Here is a 22,007-nt window from a genome sequence, read left to right as displayed (position 1 = left end):
AGTGCTCAACGGTTCGAACAGGGGAGGCGCGGCGATCACAGGTGACCGCTGCCGCCGATGACCCAGGGATTGAAGCCGCATTGCAGATCCGGATGCGCGGCCGGATCCAGGGCGTGCAGGGCGATGGAGGCCGCCCGCGGCGAGTACATGATGGTCAGGTGGTCGGAAAGGTCCTGGTCGCAATCCTGTTGGAGGGTGATGTTGTCGACCGTGGCGCCGGGACCGGGGGTCAGGAAGGTCCAGTCGTAGGGGTTGGAGATCTCGTCGTGCACGGTGCCGACCGCGGTGTAGTCGACGCCGGGCACGGTGTCGCCGCCGGCGTTCAGCTTGGCGTAGAACGGCGATCCGACGGCCTGCTCCACATTGGCCTGCCCGATGAACGGTTCGTTCAGGCCCATGATGTCGAGGCCCAGGTTCTCGATGAGCCGGCCCAGCGACGCGATGCCGAGCAGGGTGGTGCCGTGGTTGGTCGCGCCGAAGGTGATGACCTTGGTGACCTTCCCCTGACCGCCCTCGAATTTCAGGTACTGGTTCGTGACCGGCCCGCCCTGGGAATGGCCGACGATATCCACCGACCGCGCGCCCGTGGCCGCCAATACGCGGTCGACGAATTGCGCGAGCTGCTTCGCGGAATCCTCCATCGGGCCGACGCCGTAGCGGCCCGGCAGGATGCTGCCCAGTCCCCCGCCGCCGAGCATGTTCTCGCGGCCGAAATTGAAGGCGAAGACACAGAATCCGGCGCGGGCGATCCGCGGGGACAGGTAGGCGAAACTGTCGTAGGTATTGAGCCAGGTGCCGTGCACGAGGACGACGGGCCGCGGATGCTCCGGGCCGGGCGTGCAATTCCAGTCATTGGCGCCGGGCGGCGCCGCATCGGGATGCGCGAGGCCGTAGGCGAATGCGCCCAGGAACGAGGTCATCTCGGGGCCCGCGCCGACGGTGTCGCTGGCGAAGCTCGCGGCGCCCGAGCCCGAGCTGCTGCCGGTGCCGGCCGGATCCGCGTTCGCCACACCACTCGAGAATGCCACCGCCGCCGCTGTCGCACTCGCGAAGACGGCACTGCCCAGCGCCCGGATGGTCGGCCTCATGGAACTCTCCTACTGCATCGCGTGAATCGACAGTCGTCGTCGAATTCGATTGCGACCGTAAGGCGATAGTGTGGCCCGTGTCACCGGAGGTGTGTCAGGTGACAGTGGTTACCGACGCACCGGTGCGGCGTGTTGTGCTTTGGGACAGCCGTCAGGCGGCGGGGATCTGTGTCATGGCGATGGCGGTGCGGGTGAACAGCGGGACCAGTTGCGGCAGGGCCGCCGCGCCCCGCTGATGCAGGCAGTTGCGGACGCGATCGTCGATGCCGCCGAGCAGCATATCGATCAGCTCCCGGTCGGGTTCGCCGGGCAGTTCACCGTCCCGGACACCGACGCGGGCGACGGCCATGATGTAGTCGGCGAAGCGTTCGTGCACGCGGGCGCGGTGGGCCACCAATCCAGGCCCCGCCGCGAGGGTTTCGACATAGAGGGCGCGCGCCGCTCCGGGCTGGGTGGAGAGCACGCCCAAATATATTTCGAAGGAAATGCGCACGCGCTCGGCGAAACTCACCCCCTGCAGCCCGGTGACGGTCTCCTTCAGCTGATCCAGCGCCGCGCCGACGGCGAGATCATAGGCGGCGGCGAAACATTCGTCCTTGGTGCCGAAGACGGCATAAAACGTGCGCCGCGCCACTTGCGCGCGCGTCACGATATCGGACACCGTGGTGGCCGCATACCCCTGTTCCCCTACCGCTTCCAGCACGGCGGTGCACAGGCGTCGATACTGCGATGTCACCACCTGTTCACGAGTCAGTCCGTGCCGCCCACGGGGCAGCGGGCCGGACTCGTCGACAGATTCCACACTCACGATTCACACAATATGTTTTTCCGGCGCACCGCACTAACGGTCGGGCCAATGCCAGGCGGGTTCCTCGAGCGAGCGCAGCCCCGCGACCCCGGTCGCGCCCAGCTCCTTGACCAGCTCGATCAGGTAGGGATCGGTGGCGTACTCCTCCATCACACCGACCAGTTCCTCGGCGTGGGTGACCACCACAACCTGTGTCCGTTCCGAAACCGCGGCGATGAGCCGGCCCAGCGGACTGAGCAATTCCGGGTGCAGGCTGGTCTCGGGTTCGTTGAGGACCAGCAGTTCCGGCGGGCGGGGCGACAGCAGCGCGGCGGTCAGCAGCAGATACCGCAGGGTGCCGTCGGATAATTCCGCGGTACCCAGCGGGCGCAGCAATCCCGGCTGGTGCAGTAACAACTCGAATCGGCCCTCGTGATTGACGATTTCGATATGACTGCCCGGAAAAGCTTGGTCTACCGCCTCGTTCAAGGCTTCGGTATCGCCGATTTCCAGAATGGTCTGCAGGGCCGCCGCGACATCCGCGCCGTCATGGGCCAGCGCCATTGTCCGGGTACCGATCCGGGGCGCACGGGCAGGGGCGTCGGAATCGGTGCGCAGGTGGTCGTAGAAACGCCAGCCGCGAATACGGTCACGCAAAACCAGGAGATCGGGCGCGCGCTGCGGATCCGAAATCTCCGAAAGCATGCTGTCGAAGGGTTTCATCGGATGCGGGACCATTCCCCAGCCATTGCTCTCCCCGCGTAACCGGACGACGGCCCCGCGCCGGTCCGCCAGGGCCGTGGAGGCCCGCAGCACCGGTCCGGCCCAGACGGCTTCGGCCTTGATCTCCGGATCCCGGCCGAACAGCGAATTGGGACCGGCCGGCGGTGGAATGCCCAGGTCGGCCGCGTACCCGAAGTCGTCGCCCGCGAATCCCACGCGCAGCGCGAGGCGCTCACCCTTGGGGGTCCGGCCCGCACCCGCCCAGAGCGTCGAATCCAGACCACCCTCCTTCGCCAGCGCCGCCACGGCACCGTTGCGCGAGAAGTCCCGCAGCAGCCGCAGGACCCGGTACAGGCTCGACTTGCCGCTGCCATTCGCCCCGGTCACGATGGTGAGACGGCCCAGCGGCAGCACCACACGCTGCAGCGATCGATAGTTCTGTACCGCCAGCACCCGCAACATTCCCCCACCCTAGCCAATCGAGATTGACAGGCTAACTTGCAAGTTTTGCTGACTTAACGCAGGATGGGGTAGTGAGCGGACAAGGCGAAGAACGGTCCGCGGCGGAACTGGCCGACGTGGCCGGTGAGCTGCGGGTGGTAGTCAGCAGGCTGCTGCGGCAACTGCGAGCGGCGCGTGGCGAGATGGATGTCACGCCCTCGCAGGCCGTCGTCATGAGCCGGCTGGCCACCGACGGCGCATTGTCGGTGGCCGACCTCGCCCGCGCCGAGAAGGTGCGGCCGCAATCCATGCGGGTCACGCTCGCGGCCCTCGAAGAACGCGGGCTGGTGGTACGGGCGCCGCATCCGACCGATCACCGCCAGGTGCTGATGTCGCTCAGTCCCGAGGCGGAACGGATGCTCGAGGTCGCACGGGGCGCCAAGGAGAGCTGGCTCGCCACCGCCATCGCCACGAAACTCTCTCCCGCCGAACAGGATTCGCTGTTTGCCGCGATTCCACTACTCAACCGGCTGGTCGAACCCTGACCTCGGGTCATTTCGACCTCCCACTCGCAGAAAAGGATTCACCCTCGTGACTTCGAATCTCCTCGATCCCCGCACCGCCCTGGTGGTCATCGACCTGCAGCGCGGCGTGGCCGCCATGCCCGTCGCCCCGCACAGCACCGAGGACGTGGTGGCGCGCAATGTCGAGCTGGCCCGCGCCTTCCGCGCCCAGGACCTGCCCGTCGTGCTGGTGCGCGTCTCCTTCGCCGCGGACGGCTCCGATGTCCCGCCCGGCCGCACCGAGCAGCCGATGCGCGGCACCCCGCCGCAGGGCTGGGACGAGCTCATCGACGAGCTCGAGGTGCAGCCCTCCGACATCGTGGTCACCAAGCGTCAGTGGGGCGCCTTCCACGGCACCGACCTGGATCTGCAGCTGCGCCGCCGCGGCGTGACCGGCATCGTCCTCACCGGCATCGCCACCAGCATCGGCGTGGAGTCCACCGCCCGCGCCGCGCACGAGCACGGCTACCACGTGGTGCTGGCGACCGACGCCATGGCCGATCGCGACGCCGACGCCCACGACCACTCGGTCGGCAAGATCTTCCCCCGCCTGGGCCTCACCGCCACCACCAAGCAGGTTCTGGACGAACTGAGCACCCGCGCCTGAGCCGTCAGCTCTGCTACACGTGAGCGGCGGCCTTCGACCACAGGCTCTGCCGGCCGCCGCCCGCCGGCCAGGTGGCCGGCTCGGACTCCCCGATGGTCTGCACAGAGTTCCGCCGCGTGGAACCCCCTCCGGTCCAAGACCATACGAAGGGTTCCACGCGGCGGCGATCGAGTTTCCGAGGATGCGCCGGGAGTGGCTGAGGATGCGCCGGGAGTGGCTACAGCCTCCTGGCGTCGATCATCCAGATCTGGATATTGGGTGCGCGATGGTTCGCGCCGATGCGTTCGATCAGGCGGACCAGATCGTCGACATCCTCGGTGCGGGCGAGTAATTCGATTCGCAGGCCGGTCGATACGTCACTCTCGTAGCGCCGCCCGCGGTAGCTCTCGACGCGATTGTCACGGTCGTCCACGCGGTAGACCTGTGAAACCACCATGCGCCGTACCCCGAAGGTGCCGAGCGCTCGCTTGATCTCGTCGAACAGACCGGGCGGCACCACGAGAGTGATGAGTTTCGCGTCCGCGCCGCCGCCCGGGTCCATGCTGTAGTAGCCGATCGTGCCGCCCAATTGCAGCGGCGCCGACATCAGGATTCCTTGACCGGCATCTCCGGTTGCAATGTCTCCGGCTCCAGGTGCCGTGCCGGTGATGTCACGAGCGACCGTGGTGAGCTCACCAGCGCGTCGTCCGGGTACGCCTCCTCCTCGTGGACGGCGATATCGCCGACCTCGAGCGCCTCGTCCGGTATCCGCAGCTTCATGAACAGGCTCAGAACCTTCAGGATCACGAAGGTTACGAGAGCGTCCCACACGATGACGGTAGCCGCTGCACCGAGTTGCCACAGCAAAAGCTTCGGATTGTGTCCGTAGAGCCAACCTCCGTAGGTGGCGTCCGGAGCGCCTCCTGTTCCCAAGTAGACCTTGACATTCGGATCCGCGAACACACCGACCAGCAGACCGCCGAGCAGACCCGCGACGCCGTGGGTGTGCACCACGCCGAGGGTGTCGTCCACCTTCTTGAACAGCCGGGTCCGTCCCAGCTTGTTCCACGACAGCCACACCAGGCTGGAGGCGATCGCGCCGATCACCAAGGCGCCGAAGCTGTTCACGAAACCCGCCGCCGGCGTGATGGCGACCAGGCCGACGATCATGCCGTTGATCGCGCCCAGGAAGTTGGGCCGTTTCGCGGGGCCGGCCAGCATGTCCCAGATGACCCAGGTCAGCAGGGCGACCGCCGTGCACAGGTTGGTATTGATGACGGCCAGCGAGGCGTCCGAACCGGAGAAGTAGGGGTCGCCGCCGTTGAAACCGTTCCAGCCCAGCCACAGAATGCCCGCGCCGACCGCCGCCATGGGCAGGTTGTTCGGGACCGCGCGTTCCCGGTCCCGGGCCAGCCGTGGACCGATGATGGCCGCCGCCACGAATCCGGTAGTGCCCGCCGCCAAGTGGATGACGTAACCGCCGGAGTAGTCCAGTGCGCCCATTTGCGACCACCAGCCGCCACCCCACAGCAAAAATGCGTTCACGGAATATGCCAGCAGGGACCACAGCGGAACGAAGATCAACCACACCTTGAAACTGATGCGGCCGATCACGCTGCCCAGGAACAGCAATGGCGTGATGGCGGCGAAGACGAACTGGAAGTAAGCCAGTGTCGTCTCCGAGAATCGGAATTTCGGCATGGCTCCGTCGAGCAACGGAATCAACGCCTGCTCTTGATTATTGGAGCCCAGGATGGTGTGCGGTTTGCCGATTGCGGCCCGCAGGATTCCTGGTCCCAGATGGATGGGTTCGCCGAACCCCATCTTGAATCCACAGAGCACCCACACCACCAGGACCAGCGAAAATCCGGTGAATGCCATGAGCATGGTGTTGACGGCCCATTTCCGTTGCACGATACCGCCGTACAGTACGGCGATACCCGGAATGCTCATGAGACCGACAAGTGTTGCGGCTACCAACTGCCAGGCATTATCGCCAGGGTTCAGCCAATCGGGATACGGTGACATGTTTCAGCGCTACCTCACCGTGGAAGCCGGCAGGCACCAGACCCGCTTCCAGCACTTAATTTGTTGTGACATATGGTGTCTAGCGTCACATACGGTGAACCAAGTGTTGAGCCAGTAGGTTTCCCGGTGATTACCTGTGGTTAAATCTGGATTTCACGGTCCGGTCACAGGTGTGTGAACATTCGAAATGTCAGATTCGCCAGACAATTCCGACCGGTTGGAAACACGATCGACACATCGGGCCGCGCTCCCGTACGATCTTCGTACGGGGAGCTACACGGTTCGATCGGGGGAACGGAGTGACGAGTCGTCTACCGGCGACCATCCGCAACGCTGCGGTATGGACGAGGCGTTTCGCGCGCACCGCGCCGGGCGTCATCACCGCGGTGGGGGCCGTATTGGTGATCCTGGCGCTCGTCTCCGGGCTGCTGTGCGTGAACCAGTTGGGTACCAAGATCTCTCGCCGCGACACCGTCCTGGCACACACCGAACCGCTCGCCGACGCGGCCCAACGCCTCTATGTCGCGCTGTCCTCCGCCGACGCGGCCGCGTCCACCGCCTTCCTGTCCGGCGGCGTCGAATCCCCTGTGGTGCACGGGCGTTACGAGCAGGCGCTCGCCGACGCCGCGGGCGCCCTCGCGGAGGCGACCGCGGGCGCCACCGACAGCGGCACCCGACTGGTGCTCGCCCAGATCTCCGAGGAACTACCCACCTACACCGGACTGGTCGAGGCCGCCCGCGCCGACAACCGGCAGAACCTGCCGGTGGGTTCCGCCTATCTGCGCCAGGCGTCGACCCTCATGCAGGGGTCGCTGCTGAAAAATGCAGAGGCACTGGAGAACACGCGCTTCGGGCAACTGCACGACGATCAGGAGACCATCTCCGCACTGCCGCTGTGGAGCGTAGTGGCGCTCCTGCTCCTGCTGGCTGCCTGCGGGTACGGATCCTGGCTGCTGCTGCGGCGCACCAATCGGTGGCTCAATCCCGGCGTGCTGGCCGCCGCCGGCGCGGCGGTGCTGGCGCTGCTCTGGATCGGTGCGACCACCGTCGCGGCCACCGCCGCCGTCGACGACGGCTCGGGCGGCGCGACGGCGCGCTTCGAAACCCTCTCGCGGGTACGGATTCTCGCGCAGCAGGCGCGTACCGAGGAGACCCTGCAGCTCATCACCCGCGGTGACATCAACGCCAGCGAGGACCGGTTCAACGCGACCAGCGGTCAGTTACGGGCGCAGCTGCAGTCCGTCACCGGCACGGATTCCGATGCGGCGAAGGCATTCTCGAAATGGCAGGACGGACACCACATCGAAGTCGCCGCCTATCTGAGCAATGACTACCGAGGTGCGGTGACACAGGCCATCGGCGGTGATCCCGCTTCCTCGGCGACGCTCTTCACCGCTCTGGACACCGCACTCCAGCAAGACCTGCAACACACCCGGCAGCAGGTGCGCGACGGCGTGAACGATGCGGGCAATGCCCTGCTGCTCAGTCCCTGGGGCACGCTCGTGCTGCTGTTCGCGGCGGGCGGCGCGGTCGGCGCGGGCCTCTGGCCGCGGTTGAAGGAGTTCCTGTGAGAGCGCGGTTCCGCATGCTGCTGGTGGCCATGGCGGCCGTGCTGGCGGCCTCGTGCTCGGCCCACGCGCCGGATACGGCCTCACTGCAACTGCCGCCGGAGACCGCGCTGCCGCCGGGCGCGCAGACTCTCGCCTCGGTGGCACCGCAGCGCGCCGACACCTCCTGTGACCCCACCGCCAGCATCCGGCCCGGCGCGCAACCACAGCCGGGCAACATGCCGACCGGTTCGACCATGGCCGCCATCGTTGCGCGCGGGAACTTACGCGTGGGCGTCGACCAGAACGAATTCCTCTTCGCCTACCGCGACCCGGCGACCGGACAGATCGAGGGCTTCGACATCGACATCGCGCGGGAGATCGCGCGCGACCTCTTCGGTAGCCCGGACAAGATCGAACTGCATCCCATCCAGTCCGCGCACCGCATCGACGCGTTGAAGAACAACGAGGTCGACATCGTGGTGGACGCGTTCACCCCCACCTGCACCCGGCGGCAGGACATCGAATTCTCCACCGTCTACTTCACCACCGATCAGCGCATCCTCGCGACCAAGGGCTCCGGCATAAACTCCGCGGCCGACCTGGCCGGAAAAACGGTTTGCGGGCTCCTCGGATCGACCACACTGGATGCGGTGTTCGCACTCCCCCAGCGACCCAAGGTGATCGGCATGGCGAACTGGCTCGACTGTCTGTCGGCAATGCAACAGGGGCAGATCGACGCGGTCAGCACCGATCTGCCGACCCTCTACGGGCTCGCGGCGCAGGATCCGAATCTTCAGGTGGTCGGCGGTCCGATGGCGCCCGACTATTACGGCGTCGGCGTGCAGAAGCAGGCGACCGACATGGTGCAATTCGTGAACGGGGTACTCGATCGGATCCGCACGGACGGCACCTGGCAGCGGATCTACAACTCCCGGCTCGGCGTGCTCGGACCGGCGCCCGCGCCCCCCGCTCCGCGTTATCGCGAGTGAGCGACCATGAGCGAGCACACCGGGCACATTCTCAGCATTGCCGAAATCGATCGCGAGCTCGCCGAGCGGGAACGTGAAACCGCCACCGCCGGAGCCACATTGGTCGAACTGGACAAGCATCCCGGGCTCGTGATGCTGCGGCGCTTCCCGCCGATCGGGGTCACCGCGGAGCGGTGGACGGTGGCGGAGGCCGGGCTGCACGGGATGTGGGAGGACTACGGGCGGCTGGGCACGATTCTCGAGCAGGTGCAGACGGCACGGGCCCGGCGGCGGCACGACGCGCTGGATCGGGAGGAGTTGACGAGGCTGCTGCGGGGGAATCCACTCGAAGTGTCGCGCAATACGATTCCCATGGCGCAGCGGTCGCTGCTCGGCCCGCGCGAGGAGGTGAGCCGGATCGGCATCGCCGAACTGCTGGATCGCATGCGGGTGACCTTCCCCCTCGTGGTGGCGGTGCTCGATGCGGTGGACGCGGTGAACTCCCGGGTCATGTCCGATCTCGGGCCGCTGCAGACCGAACTCGACCGGGTCGGTACGGGCGTGCCCGAACTGCACGCTCTGTCAAGCGATATTGCCGACCTGTCCCGGCTGGCCGTCACCGATCCGCTCTCGCTCACGCCCGCGCAACTCGACAACCGCATCGGCGACCTGTCCGCGCGCATGCGGGACGCCGCCGCTGTCCGCGCCGAACTCACCGCCATGGCGAGCGATTGGCCGGGCGCCATCGCGCGCATGCGCACCCTCGTCGAGGCGCTGCGCAAAACCCGCGACCGCGCCGAGCATGCGCGCGCCGAGGTGGAGCGCACCATCCTCGCCGCGCCCCTGCCCCGCCACGCCGACGACAGCACCGTCTTCAGCGCCGAATTGACCGCGCTGGAAGCCAATCCGCCCACTCCCGACGCCCTGTGGGAACTGCGCCGCCGCCTCACCGAGGCCCTCGACGCCGCCACCCGCAGCGAACGCCTCGCCCAGGGCCTGCTCGACCGCCGCGCCGAACTGGGCGGCCGCCTCACCGGCTACCGCGCCAAGGCCGCCCGCCTCGGCCTCGGCGAAGACCGCGATATCCAGGCCTCCGGCCGCATAGCCGCCGGCCTCCTCACCCGCCGCCCGTGCGACCTCGCCGCCGTCACCCGTGCCATTACCGACTACCGCCAGCTCATCGCGCAGAAAACGGGGAGGCGAACATGACCTGCACCGAACCCGGCTGCACCGGAACCATCGAAGACGGCTACTGCACCGTCTGCGGCACCGCGCCCGCCCCGGCCGGTGCCGCGCCCACCCCACCCGGCAGTGCGGCCACCCCGGCCCCCGGCACGCCGCTGACAGCCGGCGGCGTGGCGGCTGCTGGTGCGGGGCCGGGCAATACGCCGTCGGCCTGTGCGGAGCCCGGCTGCGGCGGGACCATCGAGGACGGGTATTGCGCGGTGTGCGGTACCGCGCCCGCGACCGCCTCCGCCCGGGCGACGACCGAAATCAGTGGCGGCGCAACGAGCCGGCCTTCGTCGGGGTCCGGAGCCGTGTCCGGGCGATCGGTGCGCTCTGTACGGACCGGTCGGTCCAGCTCCGGGGCGACGCGGGGACGGCTCGGCGCCGGCATGGTGAACGTGCCGCGGGTGACGCCCATCGATCCGTCCGCGGCGGTCATGGCCAATCCGGAAGTGCCGGAGCAGCAGCGGTATTGCGGAAAGTGTGAGCGGCCGGTCGGGCGCAGCCGGGCCGGGCAGGCGGGGCGAGCGGACGGGTTCTGCGCACACTGCGGGACGCGGTACTCGTTCACGCCCAAGCTGGCTCGCGGGGATCTGGTCGGCGGGCAGTACGAGGTGCTCGGGCCGGTGGCGCACGGCGGGCTCGGCTGGATCTATCTGGCGCTGGATCATCGCGTCAACGATCGGCCGGTGGTACTCAAGGGCCTGCTCAATACCGGTGATGCGGATGCCATGCGGGCCGCGGTGGCCGAGAAGCGATTCCTGGCGCAGGTCGACCATCCAAATATCGTGCAGATCTTCAACTTCGTCGAGGATGTGGGCCCGGACGGAGCGCCGGTCGGCTACATCGTCATGGCCTACGTCGGCGGCACCTCGCTGAAACAGCTGCTGCGGCAGCACCGTGATGTCGAGGGGCAGTATCTGCCGCCCGCGCAGGCCATCGCCTACATCCTGGAGATGCTGCCCGCACTGCAGTATCTGCACGATCGCAATCTGGCCTACTGCGATTTCAAGCCCGACAACGTGATGCAGATCGAGGAGCAGGTCAAGCTCATCGACCTGGGAGCGGTCATCAGCCTGGAGGATCGGGACAGCGCGCTCTACGGGACGCCCGGATATCAGGCCCCCGAGGTCGGCGCGACCGGGCCCACCATCGCCTCCGAGGTGTACACGGTGGGCCGCACGCTGGCCGTGCTGATCATGAAAATACCCAGTGTGAACGGGCATTTCGGGCCGCTGCCCGAACCCGCCACCGAACCGCTGCTGCAACGCCACGATTCGCTCTACCGATTCCTGCTGCGCGCCACCGACACCGATCCCGACCAGCGCTTCGGCTCCGTGGCCGAAATGATCGACCAGCTCACCGGCGTCCTGCGCGAGGTGCTCTCGACCGAGGACGGTCGCCCCCGGCCGGGCCTGTCCACCCGATTCGGCCCGCCGCGCGCGGTCTTCGGCATCGGCGAAACCCTGCCCGATCCCCTGGAAATCGTTGCGGCGCTGCCGTTCCCGCTGGTGGACCCGACCGATACCGGCGCCGCGCTGCTGGCCTCCACCAGCGCGGTGACCCCGGAGGACCTCGAACGTGAGCTCGCGGCCGGCCAGCGGTCGGTGGTCACCGGCGAGGCCGAATCGGCCGAGATCCCACTGCGCCTGATTCGCGCCGCCCTCGAATTCGGCCGGGCAGCCGACGCGCTCACCCGCCTGCGCGAGGCGGAACAGACCCGGCTCGCCGACGACTGGCGGCTCGCCTGGTACCGCGGCCAGGCCGCCTTGCTGCAACAAGACTGGGCGGCCGCACAATCCGAGTTCGATGCCCTCTACACCGCTCTCCCCGGCGAACCCGCCCCGAAGCTGGCCCTCGCCGTCACCGCGGACTACACGGCCGCCACCGCAGAGGCGGAGGCGCCGAATGGCGCCGCCCAGGATGCGGCGCGCTATTACGACATGGTGTGGCGTACCGATCGTTCGTTCACCAGTGCCGCTTTCGGGCTGGCCCGCCTGCGCCGCCAGGAAGACCGGCGCGCCGAGGCGATCACCGTGCTGGATCAGGTGGATCCGGCCTCCGTCGTCCACACCGCGGCGGGCATCGCCGCCATCGATACGCTGCTGTCCGTGCCGGACCCGGGCAATCTCACCGAAACGCTGCTGCGCGAGGCCGGAACGCGGGTGGAACGCCTGCGCCTGGACTCCAGACGCCGTGCCGCGCAAGCCCGGATGCGGGTCCTCGAAGCGGCGCTGGTGTGGCTGCGCCTCGGCCGCATACCCACCGACCAGGCCCCGCTACTGGGCGTCACACTCGACCGGCGAGGGATCAGAACCGGTTTGGAACGCTGCTATCGCGACCTCGCGCACGAGACCGACGACTTCTGGGAGCGGATCGCGCTCGTGGAGCAGGCGAACGACGTCCGCCCCAGGACCACGCTGTGATCCCCCGCTGCCCGGCCTGCGGCGCGCCGGCCGCGCAGAGCGACCGCTTCTGTGAGGCGTGCGGGCACAAGCTCTGGCGCATGACGGTCGCCCTGCCGCCCAGCGAATTCCATCCGTCCACACCCGAGGCGACCACGGTGCCGGTCGCCGACGTCTCCGGCGCGCTCTCGGTCTCGGCCTCGGCCGACGCGAAGACCGTCTGCTCGGGCTGCGGCGAAAGCGAATTCGACACCGACGGCTACTGCGCGTCCTGCGGGCAGCAGCCGCCGGAGCTGGACCGCTTCGAAGCCGGGCTGGGCCCGATCTTCGTGATCACCGATCGCGGAGTAGCGCACGCCCGCAACGAGGACGCGGTCGCCGCCGCCGTAGTGCCCTGTGACGCACCGGATGCCACGGCGACGGTGGTCATCGCGGTCTGCGACGGCGTCTCCACCTCCGAGGACCCGCAGGCCGCCTCCGGCGCGGCGGTGCGCGCGGGCATCGACGCCTGCCTGGATGCGCTGGCCGAGCAGCGTTCCGCCGAGGACTCGGTCATGGCCGGTCTGAACGCGGCGGCGGACGCGGTGATCGCGGTCGGCTCCCCCGACGGCCGCGCGCCCTCGTGCACCTATGTGTCGGCCATCGTGCAACCGGGCCCGGACGGCACCCGCATCACCATCGCGAATGTCGGTGACAGCCGGGCGTATTGGCTGCGGGCCGACTCGGGCTCCTCGCTCCGGCTCACCGTCGACGACTCCCTCGCACAGGACATGGTCGACAATGGCGTCCTGGACCCGGAGACCGCCATGGACGGCCCGCACGCCCATGTGCTGACCCGCTGGCTGGGCGCGGACAGCGAACACAAATGGTCCCGGAACTGCCTGCGCACCTTGGCGACCCGGGAACCGGGCGTCCTGCTGCTGTGCACCGACGGCCTGTGGAACTACCTGCCGGAGGCGGCCGCCCTGGCCCGCATCGCCACCGCCCTGCCGGTGCAGCCCGCCGGGCGGGCGCTGGTCGAGCACGCGCTGCAGGCCGGCGGGCGGGACAACATCACCGCCGCCCTCGTACCCGTACTCAGCTCCGAACACACAGGAGACGAACCGTGAATTCCCCTGCAGAGAACGGCGTTTCGGTCGATGTCGACCAGAACGAGTTTCTGGCCGAGGGCACCCGCACCATGGACGCGGTCGTGACCGTGCAGACCTCCGACGAGCTCGCGGTGGCGGCGCCGCCGCAGCAGCGGGTGGAGATCCTCATCATCGACTGCTCCGGATCCATGGGCGGCCGGGAGAAGTTCCCCAATGCCCGGACCGCCACCCTGGCCGCCCTCGACGTGATGCCCGACGGCACCCATTTCGCCATTGTGAAGGGCACCGACACCGCGACCGTGGTGTACCCGACGCAGGGCGCGTCGGCGGTGGCGAACCGGGAGTCGCGGGCGGCGGCGCGGCGGGCCCTGGACAAGCTGAAGCCCGACGGCGGCACCGCCATCGGCACCTGGCTGGGTGTGTCACGGATGATCGCGCAGAAGCATCCCGGCGCCATGGTGCACGCCATCCTGCTCACCGACGGCAAGAACGAGCACGAGACCGCCGAGCGGCTGGCCGAGGAGATCCGCGCCTCCGAGGGCCTGTTCACCTGCGACTGCCGCGGCGTCGGAAGCGACTGGGAGCCCGAGGAATTGCGCGCCATCGCCTCGGCGCTGCACGGCACCGTGGACATCGTGAAGACGGCCGATCTGCTGGCCAAGGATTTCGCGGCCATGATGGAATCCTCGATGGAGAAGACGATTCCGGAGCTCAAGCTGCGGGTGTGGACGCCCGTCGGGGCCCGGATCGTGTTCCTCAAGCAGGTCGCGCCGGCCATCGAGAATCTGACCGCCCGGCGGGTGGAGACCGCGCCGCAGATCGGCGAATATCCGCTCGGCGCTTGGGGTGCCGACGAACGCGACTACCACATCAAGATCGATATCGATCCGCTGGCGCCCGGCGGCAAGAAACTCGCCGCCCGCATCAGCGTGTTCACCGACGCCGATCCGCTGGCGCAGGGCCTGGTGAAGGCGGAGTGGACCACCGATACCGACCTGTCCGCGCCGATCAGCCGCGGCGTCGCGCACTACACCGGGCAGGCCGAGCTGGCCCAGGTCGTGCAGGAGGGGCTCGCCGCCCGCAAGGCCGGCGACAATGCCACTGCCACCCAGAAGCTGCAGCGCGCAATGCATCTCGCGCATGAATCCGGTAACGACAACACCGCCAAACTATTGCGCGGCGTCGTCGATGTCGACGACGCCGGCACCGTCCGACTGCGCGCGCACGTCGATCCCTCCGACGAGATCGCCCTCAATGTGCGCTCCAGCAAGACGGCGCGCGTGCGCCCCGAAGACCGAGGGAAAGGCGACGCGTAATGCCGACCTGCCCTGAAGGCCACCTGTCCCGCGCCGCGGACTACTGCGATACGTGCGGGGAGCCCATTGCCGACGGAAACGGCTCCGCTGCACCGGAACTCATCGTCTGCCCGGTGTGCGGCGCCCCGGTCGAGGACCGCTTCTGTGAGGGCTGCGGCCACGACTCGGCGCTGCCCCCGCCGCCGCGCTGGGCCACCGCAGCGACCGCGGCCATGCCGGAGACCCAGGCGGATCGGCCCGCGCCGCCCCTCGGCACGGCGTCCCAGCCCGCCACGATCTGGGTTGCCACCATCCGCGCCGACCGCTCCCAGTACGGCCGGATGCTGGCCCAGCAGGGCCCCGATATCGGTCGCGTCGAATTCCCGGCCTTCTACCCCGAACGCCGAATACCCTTGCGCGCCCCCAATATCCTCATCGGCAAACGCAGTCTCTCCCAAGGCGTCGACCCCGAGATCGACCTCTCCATCGCCCCCGCCGACCTGGCCGTCTCCCGCTCCCATGCCATCCTGCACCTGGACGGCGCCAAGGCCACCATCACCGACCTCGGCTCCACCAATGGCACCTGCATCAATGACAGCCCCACTCCCATTCCCGCCAAAATGCCTGTCCCCCTGCAAGACGGCGACCGCATCCACGTGGGCGGCTGGACCACCATCACGCTCAGCACCGAACCGGGCGCTCCCGACATCACTTCGGGCACGTCGATGTGAAAGGGGCCCCGGCGAACAGGTTGTCGATCCAGGTCATCCACTGCTGAGCCACGTTGCCCGGGGCCTCGTGCCCGCCGGGGACCACCAGATCGTGGACCTGCGTGCCGAGGGCACACATCTCGGCCACCGCCGCGTCGGACCACGCGGTGCTCACCAGCAGGTCGGCATCCCCACGGACGATGTAGGTCGGCAGCGTGGTCGCCACCTTCGGCAGGTTGGTGCGGGATTGGAAGTCGGCGAACGGCTTCGCGGCCGCGTCATCGACGAAACGCACCTCGTCCGGGGTGGCGGCCTTGCCGAGCTCGAGATCGGCCGGCGTCATCTCCCCGGTGCACTGCGACTCCAGACGCGGTGCGGCGGCGAGCAGATCACCGTGCAGTACCTGGTCGTAGCGGTAGCCGGGATCGCCGTAGCGCACCGCCTCGACGAGATACGGCAGGACCAGGTACTGATCCGGCGCGTTGAGCGTGCCGGCCCGGACAGGTTCGACGAACTGGAGCTCCAGCGCCGGGGACAGCAGTAGCACGCCACGGATATTCAGCTCCGGCGCATACGCTTTCGCGGTCTCCACGGCCGATTCCGCAGCCCGGCCGCCCTGCGAGACACCGACGAGTACCGTATCCGCGCCCAACGGCATCCCACTCGCCCGCGCGGCCCGCACCGAGTTCAGCACGTCGTACCCCGATGACGGCGAATCCAGATAGGGCGCATCTCCCGGCCCGTCGAGCCCTTGATAATTGGTCATCACCACGGCCCGATGTCCCGCCAGCAACTGTTCCACCGTGGGAGCGGACCCGAACAGCGTGGGTGAATTCGTAGGCGCACAAGCACTCACGACACCCGCGGTGCCGTGCGCCAAGGCGATCACCGGCCAGCCCCCGCCAGGCGCATCACCCTTCGGCAGGAACACCGCTCCCGACACCTCGATCGGCTTCCCGGCCGGTGAGGTCGATTCGTACCGAATGTAGGTGGCCGACGCAGCAGCCGCCGTCAGGCCGGGATCGAGATTCGCCAAGGATCGCTGCGAGATCAACGCCCCGGGCGTCTCCCCCTTCGACGACGACGTATCACCGGAGCTGCCACAGGCCGCCACCACCAATGCGGTCAAGATCGGCAGCACAATCCGTACGCGCATGTCACTCTCCGATTCGTCAGCGGGCGTGTCAGGACGGCGTCAGGTCCATATCAGCGTGGTTGGCGACAGTAATCACGTGAACAAGCACAAGAGGTTCACACACAGAATCCGTTTCACACACTAAAGGACTGACCGTCATGCCTGCATTCGCTACCCCGAACCCGATCGCCCTGACCGTCGACGTGCTGTCGGCCAATGTCACCGTCATCGCCTCCGACCGCACCGACACCATCGTGCAGATCCGGCCGACCGACGCGGCCAAGCCCGCCGACATCCGCACCGCCGAGCACACCCAGGTCGACTTCACCGACGGCGCCCTGACCGTGAAGACCCCGAAGTCCTGGCGCACCCACACCCCCTTCGGCGGCAACCCCTCGATCGAGGTGACCATCGAGGTCCCCACCGGCTCCCAGCTGCACGCCACCGCGGGAATGGGCCGCGTCCTGGGCGCCGGTCCCCTGGGCGAATGCGAACTGAAGGTCTCCGCGGGCGACATCATCGTCGAGCAACCGCTCGGTTCGGTGACCGCCAAGACCGCCAAGGGCAATATCCGCATCGGCGAGGCGACCCGCGGCGTCCTGCAGCTGCAAACCTCCGTCGGCGAACTGGAGGTCGGCATCCACCCCGGCAGCACCGCACGACTGGAGAGCAACACCCCCAACGGCGCGGTCTACAACCAGCTGGCAGCCGCCGACTCGCGGAGCGACGAGAACATCGTGCACGTCTACGCCCGCAACTCATTCGGCAACGTCATCATCGGCCACGCTACCGCCACCCGATAGCCGGCACCGAGATCAGCGGACGGTGCGGATGGGGAGAACCGCCAGGGCGCCGAGGACGGCCAGCAGGCCGCCGAAGAGGAAGAGCGGAGGGTAACCGCCGAGGGTTACCACCGCCGAGGCCACGAAGGGGCCCACGATTTGGGGCGCCGCGTTGGCGATATTGAGGATGCCGAGGTCTCGGGCCGCGTCTTCGGCTTTGGGGAGAACGAGGGTTACCAGGGCGGTGTCCACGGCCATGAAACAGCCGAAGGCCAGGCCGTTCACCGCGGCGAAGACGATCATGCCGGGCCAGGTGGGGGTCAGGACCGGGATCAGCAGGGCCCCCGCCGAGAGGGCTGCCGAGCAGGCCACGAAGATCTTGCGGCGGTTCAGGCGGTCGGAGAGGACGCCACCCAGCACTGTCGAAATGGCCATGGCCACACCGGCTATGGGGGTCAGGACGGCCACGGCGTGGGAGGGGGAAAGGCCGCCGGGCAGGGTTATGTGGTCTTGGAGGATATAGAGCTGATAGCCGGTGACCGCGAAGTAGCCGAGGACGAGGAGGGCTCGGCCCGTGAAGGCCCAGCGGAAGTCGTGCTCGCGCAGGACGCTCAGGAAGGCAGCGGCCTGATCACGCAGGGAGGCCGAGCGTTTCGGGGGTTGGGGCTGTTCCCGGGCACAGGAGGTGAACAGGACCGCCGCGGCGGCTACCAGGACCCCCAGGGCCAGGTAGCCGATGCTGTAATGGTCGGAGAAGGCGGAGGCGAGCACCACGCCGATGGTGGAGCCGACGGGCAGGCCCAGGCCGACGGCGGCGGAGGCCGTGCCGCGGCGCGTCAGCGGAATGCGGTCGGGGACAACGGAAGTCAGGGCCGCCTGGTAGATGTTCATGACCGCCTGGCCGAGGCACCAGCCGATCGCCACCAAGGCCACGGTCCGCACGCCGCCGAGCAGGCCCATGGCGGCCACCGCGGCCAGCCCGCCGCCCAGGATCCACGGGTTGCGTCGGCCGGATCGATCGGACAGCGCGCCCGCGACCGGGTTGAAGACCGTGGCGAAGACGGCGGCGATGCCCCCGACCAGACCCAGGTTCGCGACCTTGTGCGCCGCGTCGATGTGCTCGATCTGCAAGGGCAGCAACACACTTCCGACGCCGACGTACAGCGCGTACATGGCCATATTGCCGGTGAAGAGCAGCGGCAGCAGGCCGCGCGAGGGAGGGCCGCCGGGGTGCGTCTCGTCGACGGAGGCGCCGGCTTCGGGATGAGCCACAGAGAGTCCAAAGTGTGCGAAGTAGAGATGCGCAGGGCCGCGAGCCGGGAGGGGTGTGGCTCGCGGCCCTGCTCAGCAATGGATTCCGCCCGGCGGGTAGGTGTTGCCGGGCGGAATCCGTTGCTGAAGAACCGATCAGCCGATGTCGGCGGTCAGCGGCAGGTCGGTGACCGAGGTACCGAGGTGCAGGGTGAAGGCGCCGGGTTCGACGGCCCAGCCCTGGTCGGTCCAGTGTTCGAACGAGCGCGGCGGGAGTTCGATGGTGGCGGTGACGGTTTCACCGGGGCCGGCCTCGACCGCGGCGAACCCGGAGAGCCAGCGCACCGGCCGGTCGACCGCGCTGGCGGACCGGGACAGGTACGCCTGCACGACCTGACGGCCGGGCCGGGCGCCGGTATTGCGGACGGTCACCGTGGCGGTGCGACCCGATACCTGCAGGTCGGCGAGCTCCCAGCTGGTGTAGCCGAGGCCGTGCCCGAACGGATAGGCCGGAGCCACACCGGATTTCAGCCAGGCGCGGTAGCCGATGTGGATGCCCTCGTCATAGGGCAGCGCATTGTCGGCCGCGGGTTTGGTGTTCAGTACCGGCACGTCGTCGATGGTCTTGGGCCAGGTGGTGGGCAGCCGGCCGCCGGGTTCGGCGGCGCCGGTGAGCACATCGGCCAGCGCCGCACCGAATTCCTGTCCGGGGAACCAGGTGAGCAGTACCGCCGCGACGTCGTCGCGCCACGGCATCTCCACCGGCGAACCGGAATTCACGACCACGACGGTGCGCGGATTCACCGCGGCCACGGCGGCGACCAGCTCGTCCTGCCGGCCGGGCAGTCGTAGCGTGGTGCGGTCGAAGCCCTCGGATTCGATCTGCTCGGTGGTGCCGACCACGACCACCGCCACCTCGGAGGTACGCGCCAATTCCACCGCGGCGGCGAACTCTTCGTCCGCGGAACGCCGGGGGCGGCCGACCGCGCAGGTGATGCCCATGGCGGGGAATCCACCACCGGGCACCATGCGCACGAGCACATCCACTTCCTGGCCCGCGGTCAGGGTGCGGGTGACGAAGCGCTGCGGCGGATTCAGCAGCATCTCCACCGGATCGGCGCCGACGGGCGTCACGTTCTCCTCGAGCACCTGCTCGCCGTCGAGTGTCAGGCTCAGCGTGCCCACACCGGCGAAACCGATGCGCCACTCCCCCGCGACGTCGGCGCGCAGCCGGCCCCGCAGTTCGATGGTCTTGGCCTGCATGGCATTCGCATTGCCGAACAGCATGAGCGCGCCCGCGGTGCGATGCTCCTGATCGAGCAGGGTATCGCCGTCGAGGTAGCGCAGGTCCAGGCCGGGGGCGCCGGTCTCGGGATCGGTGACCAGGTCCAGCGGGATCGGCAGCATGTTCTCGCTCAGGTGCACACCGGGCGTGTAGACCACCGGCAGCGCCTGTGACAGCCCCTCCAGCGGCGAGGTGGTGTGCGACGGGATCACGGTGGCACTGCCGCCGCCCATGAAACGCGGTTCGGCAGCGGCGGATCCGAGCAGGGCCACGCCGGCCGGCTGTCGCAGCGGCAAGGTGCCGTCATTGGACACCAGCACCATCGCCTTGGCGGCCGCCTCGCGTACCAGTCGCTGCGCGGCCTCGTCGGTGAAAGCCGTTGCCGGCTGCGGACTTCCGTTCAAGGCGCCGACGCGCTCGGCGAAGCGCAGGATGCGCCGGACCTTCTCGTCGATGGCGGATTCGGGCACCCGGCCCGCGCGCACGGCCTCCTCGAGCGGCGCGCCCCACGCCTCCCACGGGCCGGGCATGGCCAGGTCGTTGCCCTTGGCGGCGCCGAGCGTGGAACGCACCGCGGTCCAGTCGGAGACGACGACACCGTCGAAACCCCATTCGCCCTTGAGTGGTTCGTCGAGCAGGTCGTTCTCGGTCATGGTGACGCCGTTGACCGAGTTGTAGGCGGACATGATCATCCAGGCCCCCGCCTGCACCGACCGCTCGAACGGGTACAGGTACAGCTCGCGCAGGGTGCGCTCGGCGGCGATGACATCGGCGGTGAAGCGCTCGGTCTCGGAGTCGTTGGCCACGTAGTGCTTCGGGCACGCGCTGACCCCGTGCGCCTGCACCGACCGCACGTAGGCGGCCGCGATCTCGGCGGTGAGCATGGGATCCTCGGAGAAGCATTCGAAATGCCGTCCGCCGAGCGGGGATCGGTGCAGGTTGATGGTGGGCCCGAGCACCGCGTACACGTCCTTGCGCCGCGCTTCGGCGGCAATGAGCGCGCCGATCTCGGTGAGCAGCTCACGATCCCAGGTGGCGGCCAGGGCCGTACCGGAGGGCAGGCTCACCGACGGATCGCGTTCGTCCCATTGTTCGCCGCGCACACCGGACGGCCCGTCCGAGACCGGCATCTCGGCCAGCCCGATGCCCGGGTCACCGGCGAAGCGGAAGAAGTTCGCGCCGGAAATGAGTTTGATCTTGGCCGGCAGGTCCAGCTTGCCGAGCAGTTCGTCGATGGTATTGCTCATGCCTGTTCCTTCCAGAAGTCGACCAGATCGGCGGAAACCTGTTCGGGCACTTCCTCGTTCGGCAGATGCCCGACGCCGTGGAAGACCACGGTGCGGGCATTCAACTGTGCGGCGAAGGCCTCGTGCACCGACGGCGGCCACAGGTCGCCGGTATCGCCGTAGGCGACGAGAATCGGCACTCCGGCATCGCGCAGTTCGGCGAGATCCTTGACCGGGGGTTCTTCCATCGTCTTCAGAATGCCGAGGATATTGGCCTTCTTGGTCTGCACGATCCGGTTGTGCAGGAACTCCAGCTTGGCCGCCGGCAGTCCGGCGCCGGCCAGTGCGGTGGCCATCTGCTGCCAGATCGCTTCCTGCCCACCGGCTTCCACCACCTGCGCGACCATGGCCGGCGGCGGGAAGTTGATGTCCTCGACCGACGACGGCCCGGAGGCCAGCAGGGTGAAGCTGCGGAAGCGCGCGGGCCGCTCGATCACCGCGACACGGGCGACATACCCGCCGAAGGAATGCCCGATCAGATGAATCGGCGCATCCGACGACACCTGATCCACGACCGAGTGCAGGTCACCCACGAAGTCCGGCATGGTGTACCCGGAAATATCCTCGGGCCCCTCGGACTGCCACTGCCCGCGCTGGTCATAGGCGACGGCCCGATACCCCGCCGCGGCCAGCAACGGCAGCAGCGCCTCGAAGTCTTCCTTGGAACCGGTGAACCCCGGCACCAGGACGACGGTACCCAGGGTCGCCACGCCCGCGGGCGGCAGGACCTCCCAGCCAGCGAGTTCTCCCGCGCCACCGTGCAGCGTAATGGGCGTGATCGGGGCCTGACTCATCGACGATCCCTT

19 protein-coding genes are annotated in these 22,007 nt (G+C 68.4%); 10 read left to right on the top strand and 9 right to left on the bottom strand.

What is annotated here, in order from left to right:
- Positions 1–35: 35 nt before the first annotated feature.
- From ACIP5Y_RS38325 to ACIP5Y_RS38315, 3 genes are all read right to left on the bottom strand, one after another.
- Positions 36–1,088, bottom strand: coding sequence for an esterase/lipase family protein (locus ACIP5Y_RS38325; protein WP_400357534.1), 1,053 nt, complete (start codon positions 1,086–1,088; stop codon positions 36–38).
- A gap of 151 nt (positions 1,089–1,239) precedes the next feature.
- Positions 1,240–1,896, bottom strand: coding sequence for a TetR/AcrR family transcriptional regulator (locus ACIP5Y_RS38320; protein WP_400357533.1), 657 nt, complete (start codon positions 1,894–1,896; stop codon positions 1,240–1,242).
- 33 nt (positions 1,897–1,929) lie between these two features.
- On the bottom strand, positions 1,930–3,060 hold the full coding sequence (locus ACIP5Y_RS38315) for an AAA family ATPase (RefSeq protein ID WP_400357532.1): 1,131 nt from the start codon (positions 3,058–3,060) through the stop codon (positions 1,930–1,932).
- A gap of 71 nt (positions 3,061–3,131) precedes the next feature.
- Between ACIP5Y_RS38315 and ACIP5Y_RS38310 the strand changes: the two genes are divergently transcribed.
- Complete coding sequence (locus ACIP5Y_RS38310; protein WP_400357530.1) at positions 3,132–3,584, top strand: MarR family winged helix-turn-helix transcriptional regulator; 453 nt, start codon at positions 3,132–3,134, stop codon at positions 3,582–3,584.
- A 46-nt stretch (positions 3,585–3,630) separates the two neighbouring features.
- Complete coding sequence (locus tag ACIP5Y_RS38305; protein ID WP_400357528.1) at positions 3,631–4,209, top strand: hydrolase; 579 nt, start codon at positions 3,631–3,633, stop codon at positions 4,207–4,209.
- A gap of 217 nt (positions 4,210–4,426) precedes the next feature.
- Here ACIP5Y_RS38305 and ACIP5Y_RS38300 read toward each other — a convergent pair whose 3' ends face one another.
- On the bottom strand, positions 4,427–4,795 hold the full coding sequence (locus ACIP5Y_RS38300; protein ID WP_400357527.1) for a P-II family nitrogen regulator: 369 nt from the start codon (positions 4,793–4,795) through the stop codon (positions 4,427–4,429).
- Positions 4,795–6,216 carry an ammonium transporter gene (locus ACIP5Y_RS38295; RefSeq protein ID WP_400357525.1) on the bottom strand — a complete coding sequence of 474 codons (1,422 nt, stop codon included), beginning with the start codon at positions 6,214–6,216 and terminating at the stop codon, positions 4,795–4,797. Before ACIP5Y_RS38295 ends, ACIP5Y_RS38300 begins: the two co-directional genes overlap by 1 nt.
- Positions 6,217–6,515: 299 nt before the next feature.
- Between ACIP5Y_RS38295 and ACIP5Y_RS38290 the strand changes: the two genes are divergently transcribed.
- Genes ACIP5Y_RS38290 through ACIP5Y_RS38260 form a run of 7 tightly spaced genes read left to right on the top strand, consistent with a single transcriptional unit; the run spans position 6,516 to position 15,483 of the window.
- A complete protein-coding gene (locus ACIP5Y_RS38290) occupies positions 6,516–7,787 on the top strand; it encodes a hypothetical protein (RefSeq protein WP_400357523.1) in 1,272 nt (423 codons plus the stop codon).
- Positions 7,784–8,755 carry a glutamate ABC transporter substrate-binding protein gene (locus ACIP5Y_RS38285; protein WP_400357521.1) on the top strand — a complete coding sequence of 324 codons (972 nt, stop codon included), beginning with the start codon at positions 7,784–7,786 and terminating at the stop codon, positions 8,753–8,755. The genes ACIP5Y_RS38290 and ACIP5Y_RS38285 overlap by 4 nt, the downstream gene beginning before the upstream one ends.
- Before the next feature lie 6 nt (positions 8,756–8,761).
- Positions 8,762–9,943, top strand: coding sequence for a hypothetical protein (locus tag ACIP5Y_RS38280; RefSeq protein WP_400357519.1), 1,182 nt, complete (start codon positions 8,762–8,764; stop codon positions 9,941–9,943).
- On the top strand, positions 9,940–12,387 hold the full coding sequence (locus ACIP5Y_RS38275; protein ID WP_400357517.1) for a tetratricopeptide repeat protein: 2,448 nt from the start codon (positions 9,940–9,942) through the stop codon (positions 12,385–12,387). Before ACIP5Y_RS38280 ends, ACIP5Y_RS38275 begins: the two co-directional genes overlap by 4 nt.
- Positions 12,384–13,475, top strand: a complete 1,092-nt coding sequence (locus ACIP5Y_RS38270; protein WP_400357515.1) for a zinc ribbon domain-containing protein — start codon at positions 12,384–12,386, stop codon at positions 13,473–13,475. The genes ACIP5Y_RS38275 and ACIP5Y_RS38270 overlap by 4 nt, the downstream gene beginning before the upstream one ends.
- Positions 13,472–14,773 (top strand): VWA domain-containing protein, encoded by a 1,302-nt coding sequence (locus ACIP5Y_RS38265; RefSeq protein ID WP_400357513.1) that lies wholly within the window; start codon positions 13,472–13,474, stop codon positions 14,771–14,773. Before ACIP5Y_RS38270 ends, ACIP5Y_RS38265 begins: the two co-directional genes overlap by 4 nt.
- Positions 14,773–15,483 carry an FHA domain-containing protein gene (locus ACIP5Y_RS38260; RefSeq protein WP_400357511.1) on the top strand — a complete coding sequence of 237 codons (711 nt, stop codon included), beginning with the start codon at positions 14,773–14,775 and terminating at the stop codon, positions 15,481–15,483. The genes ACIP5Y_RS38265 and ACIP5Y_RS38260 overlap by 1 nt, the downstream gene beginning before the upstream one ends.
- Here the strand turns inward: ACIP5Y_RS38260 and ACIP5Y_RS38255 are convergent.
- Entirely contained in the window at positions 15,461–16,618 is a 1,158-nt protein-coding gene (locus tag ACIP5Y_RS38255) for a lipase family protein (RefSeq protein WP_400357509.1), read from the bottom strand. The two genes, ACIP5Y_RS38260 and ACIP5Y_RS38255, sit on opposite strands and share 23 nt — an antisense overlap.
- 137 nt (positions 16,619–16,755) lie before the next feature.
- Here ACIP5Y_RS38255 and ACIP5Y_RS38250 point away from each other — a divergent pair, with 137 nt between their 5' ends.
- The gene (locus tag ACIP5Y_RS38250; protein ID WP_400357508.1) at positions 16,756–17,400 is read left to right on the top strand and encodes a DUF4097 family beta strand repeat-containing protein; all 645 of its coding nucleotides are present in this window, start codon (positions 16,756–16,758) and stop codon (positions 17,398–17,400) included.
- Positions 17,401–17,412: 12 nt separating this feature from the next.
- Here the strand turns inward: ACIP5Y_RS38250 and ACIP5Y_RS38245 are convergent, their stop codons facing one another.
- The 3 genes from ACIP5Y_RS38245 to ACIP5Y_RS38235 all read right to left on the bottom strand — a co-directional run bounded on the left by ACIP5Y_RS38245 (position 17,413) and on the right by ACIP5Y_RS38235 (position 21,995).
- A complete protein-coding gene (locus tag ACIP5Y_RS38245; RefSeq protein WP_400357506.1) occupies positions 17,413–18,651 on the bottom strand; it encodes an MFS transporter in 1,239 nt (412 codons plus the stop codon).
- A 135-nt stretch (positions 18,652–18,786) separates the two neighbouring features.
- Positions 18,787–21,162 carry a beta-glucosidase gene (locus ACIP5Y_RS38240; protein WP_400357504.1) on the bottom strand — a complete coding sequence of 792 codons (2,376 nt, stop codon included), beginning with the start codon at positions 21,160–21,162 and terminating at the stop codon, positions 18,787–18,789.
- A complete protein-coding gene (locus tag ACIP5Y_RS38235; RefSeq protein WP_400357502.1) occupies positions 21,159–21,995 on the bottom strand; it encodes an alpha/beta fold hydrolase in 837 nt (278 codons plus the stop codon). The genes ACIP5Y_RS38240 and ACIP5Y_RS38235 overlap by 4 nt, the downstream gene beginning before the upstream one ends.
- Positions 21,996–22,007 lie beyond the last annotated feature (12 nt).

The organism is Nocardia sp. NPDC088792 (assembly GCF_044750615.1).
In the GTDB taxonomy this organism is placed as follows: Bacteria; Actinomycetota; Actinomycetes; order Mycobacteriales; family Mycobacteriaceae; genus Nocardia.
The sequence above is the reverse complement of the archived record's forward strand: the minus strand, read 5'-3'. Positions and strand labels throughout refer to the sequence as shown.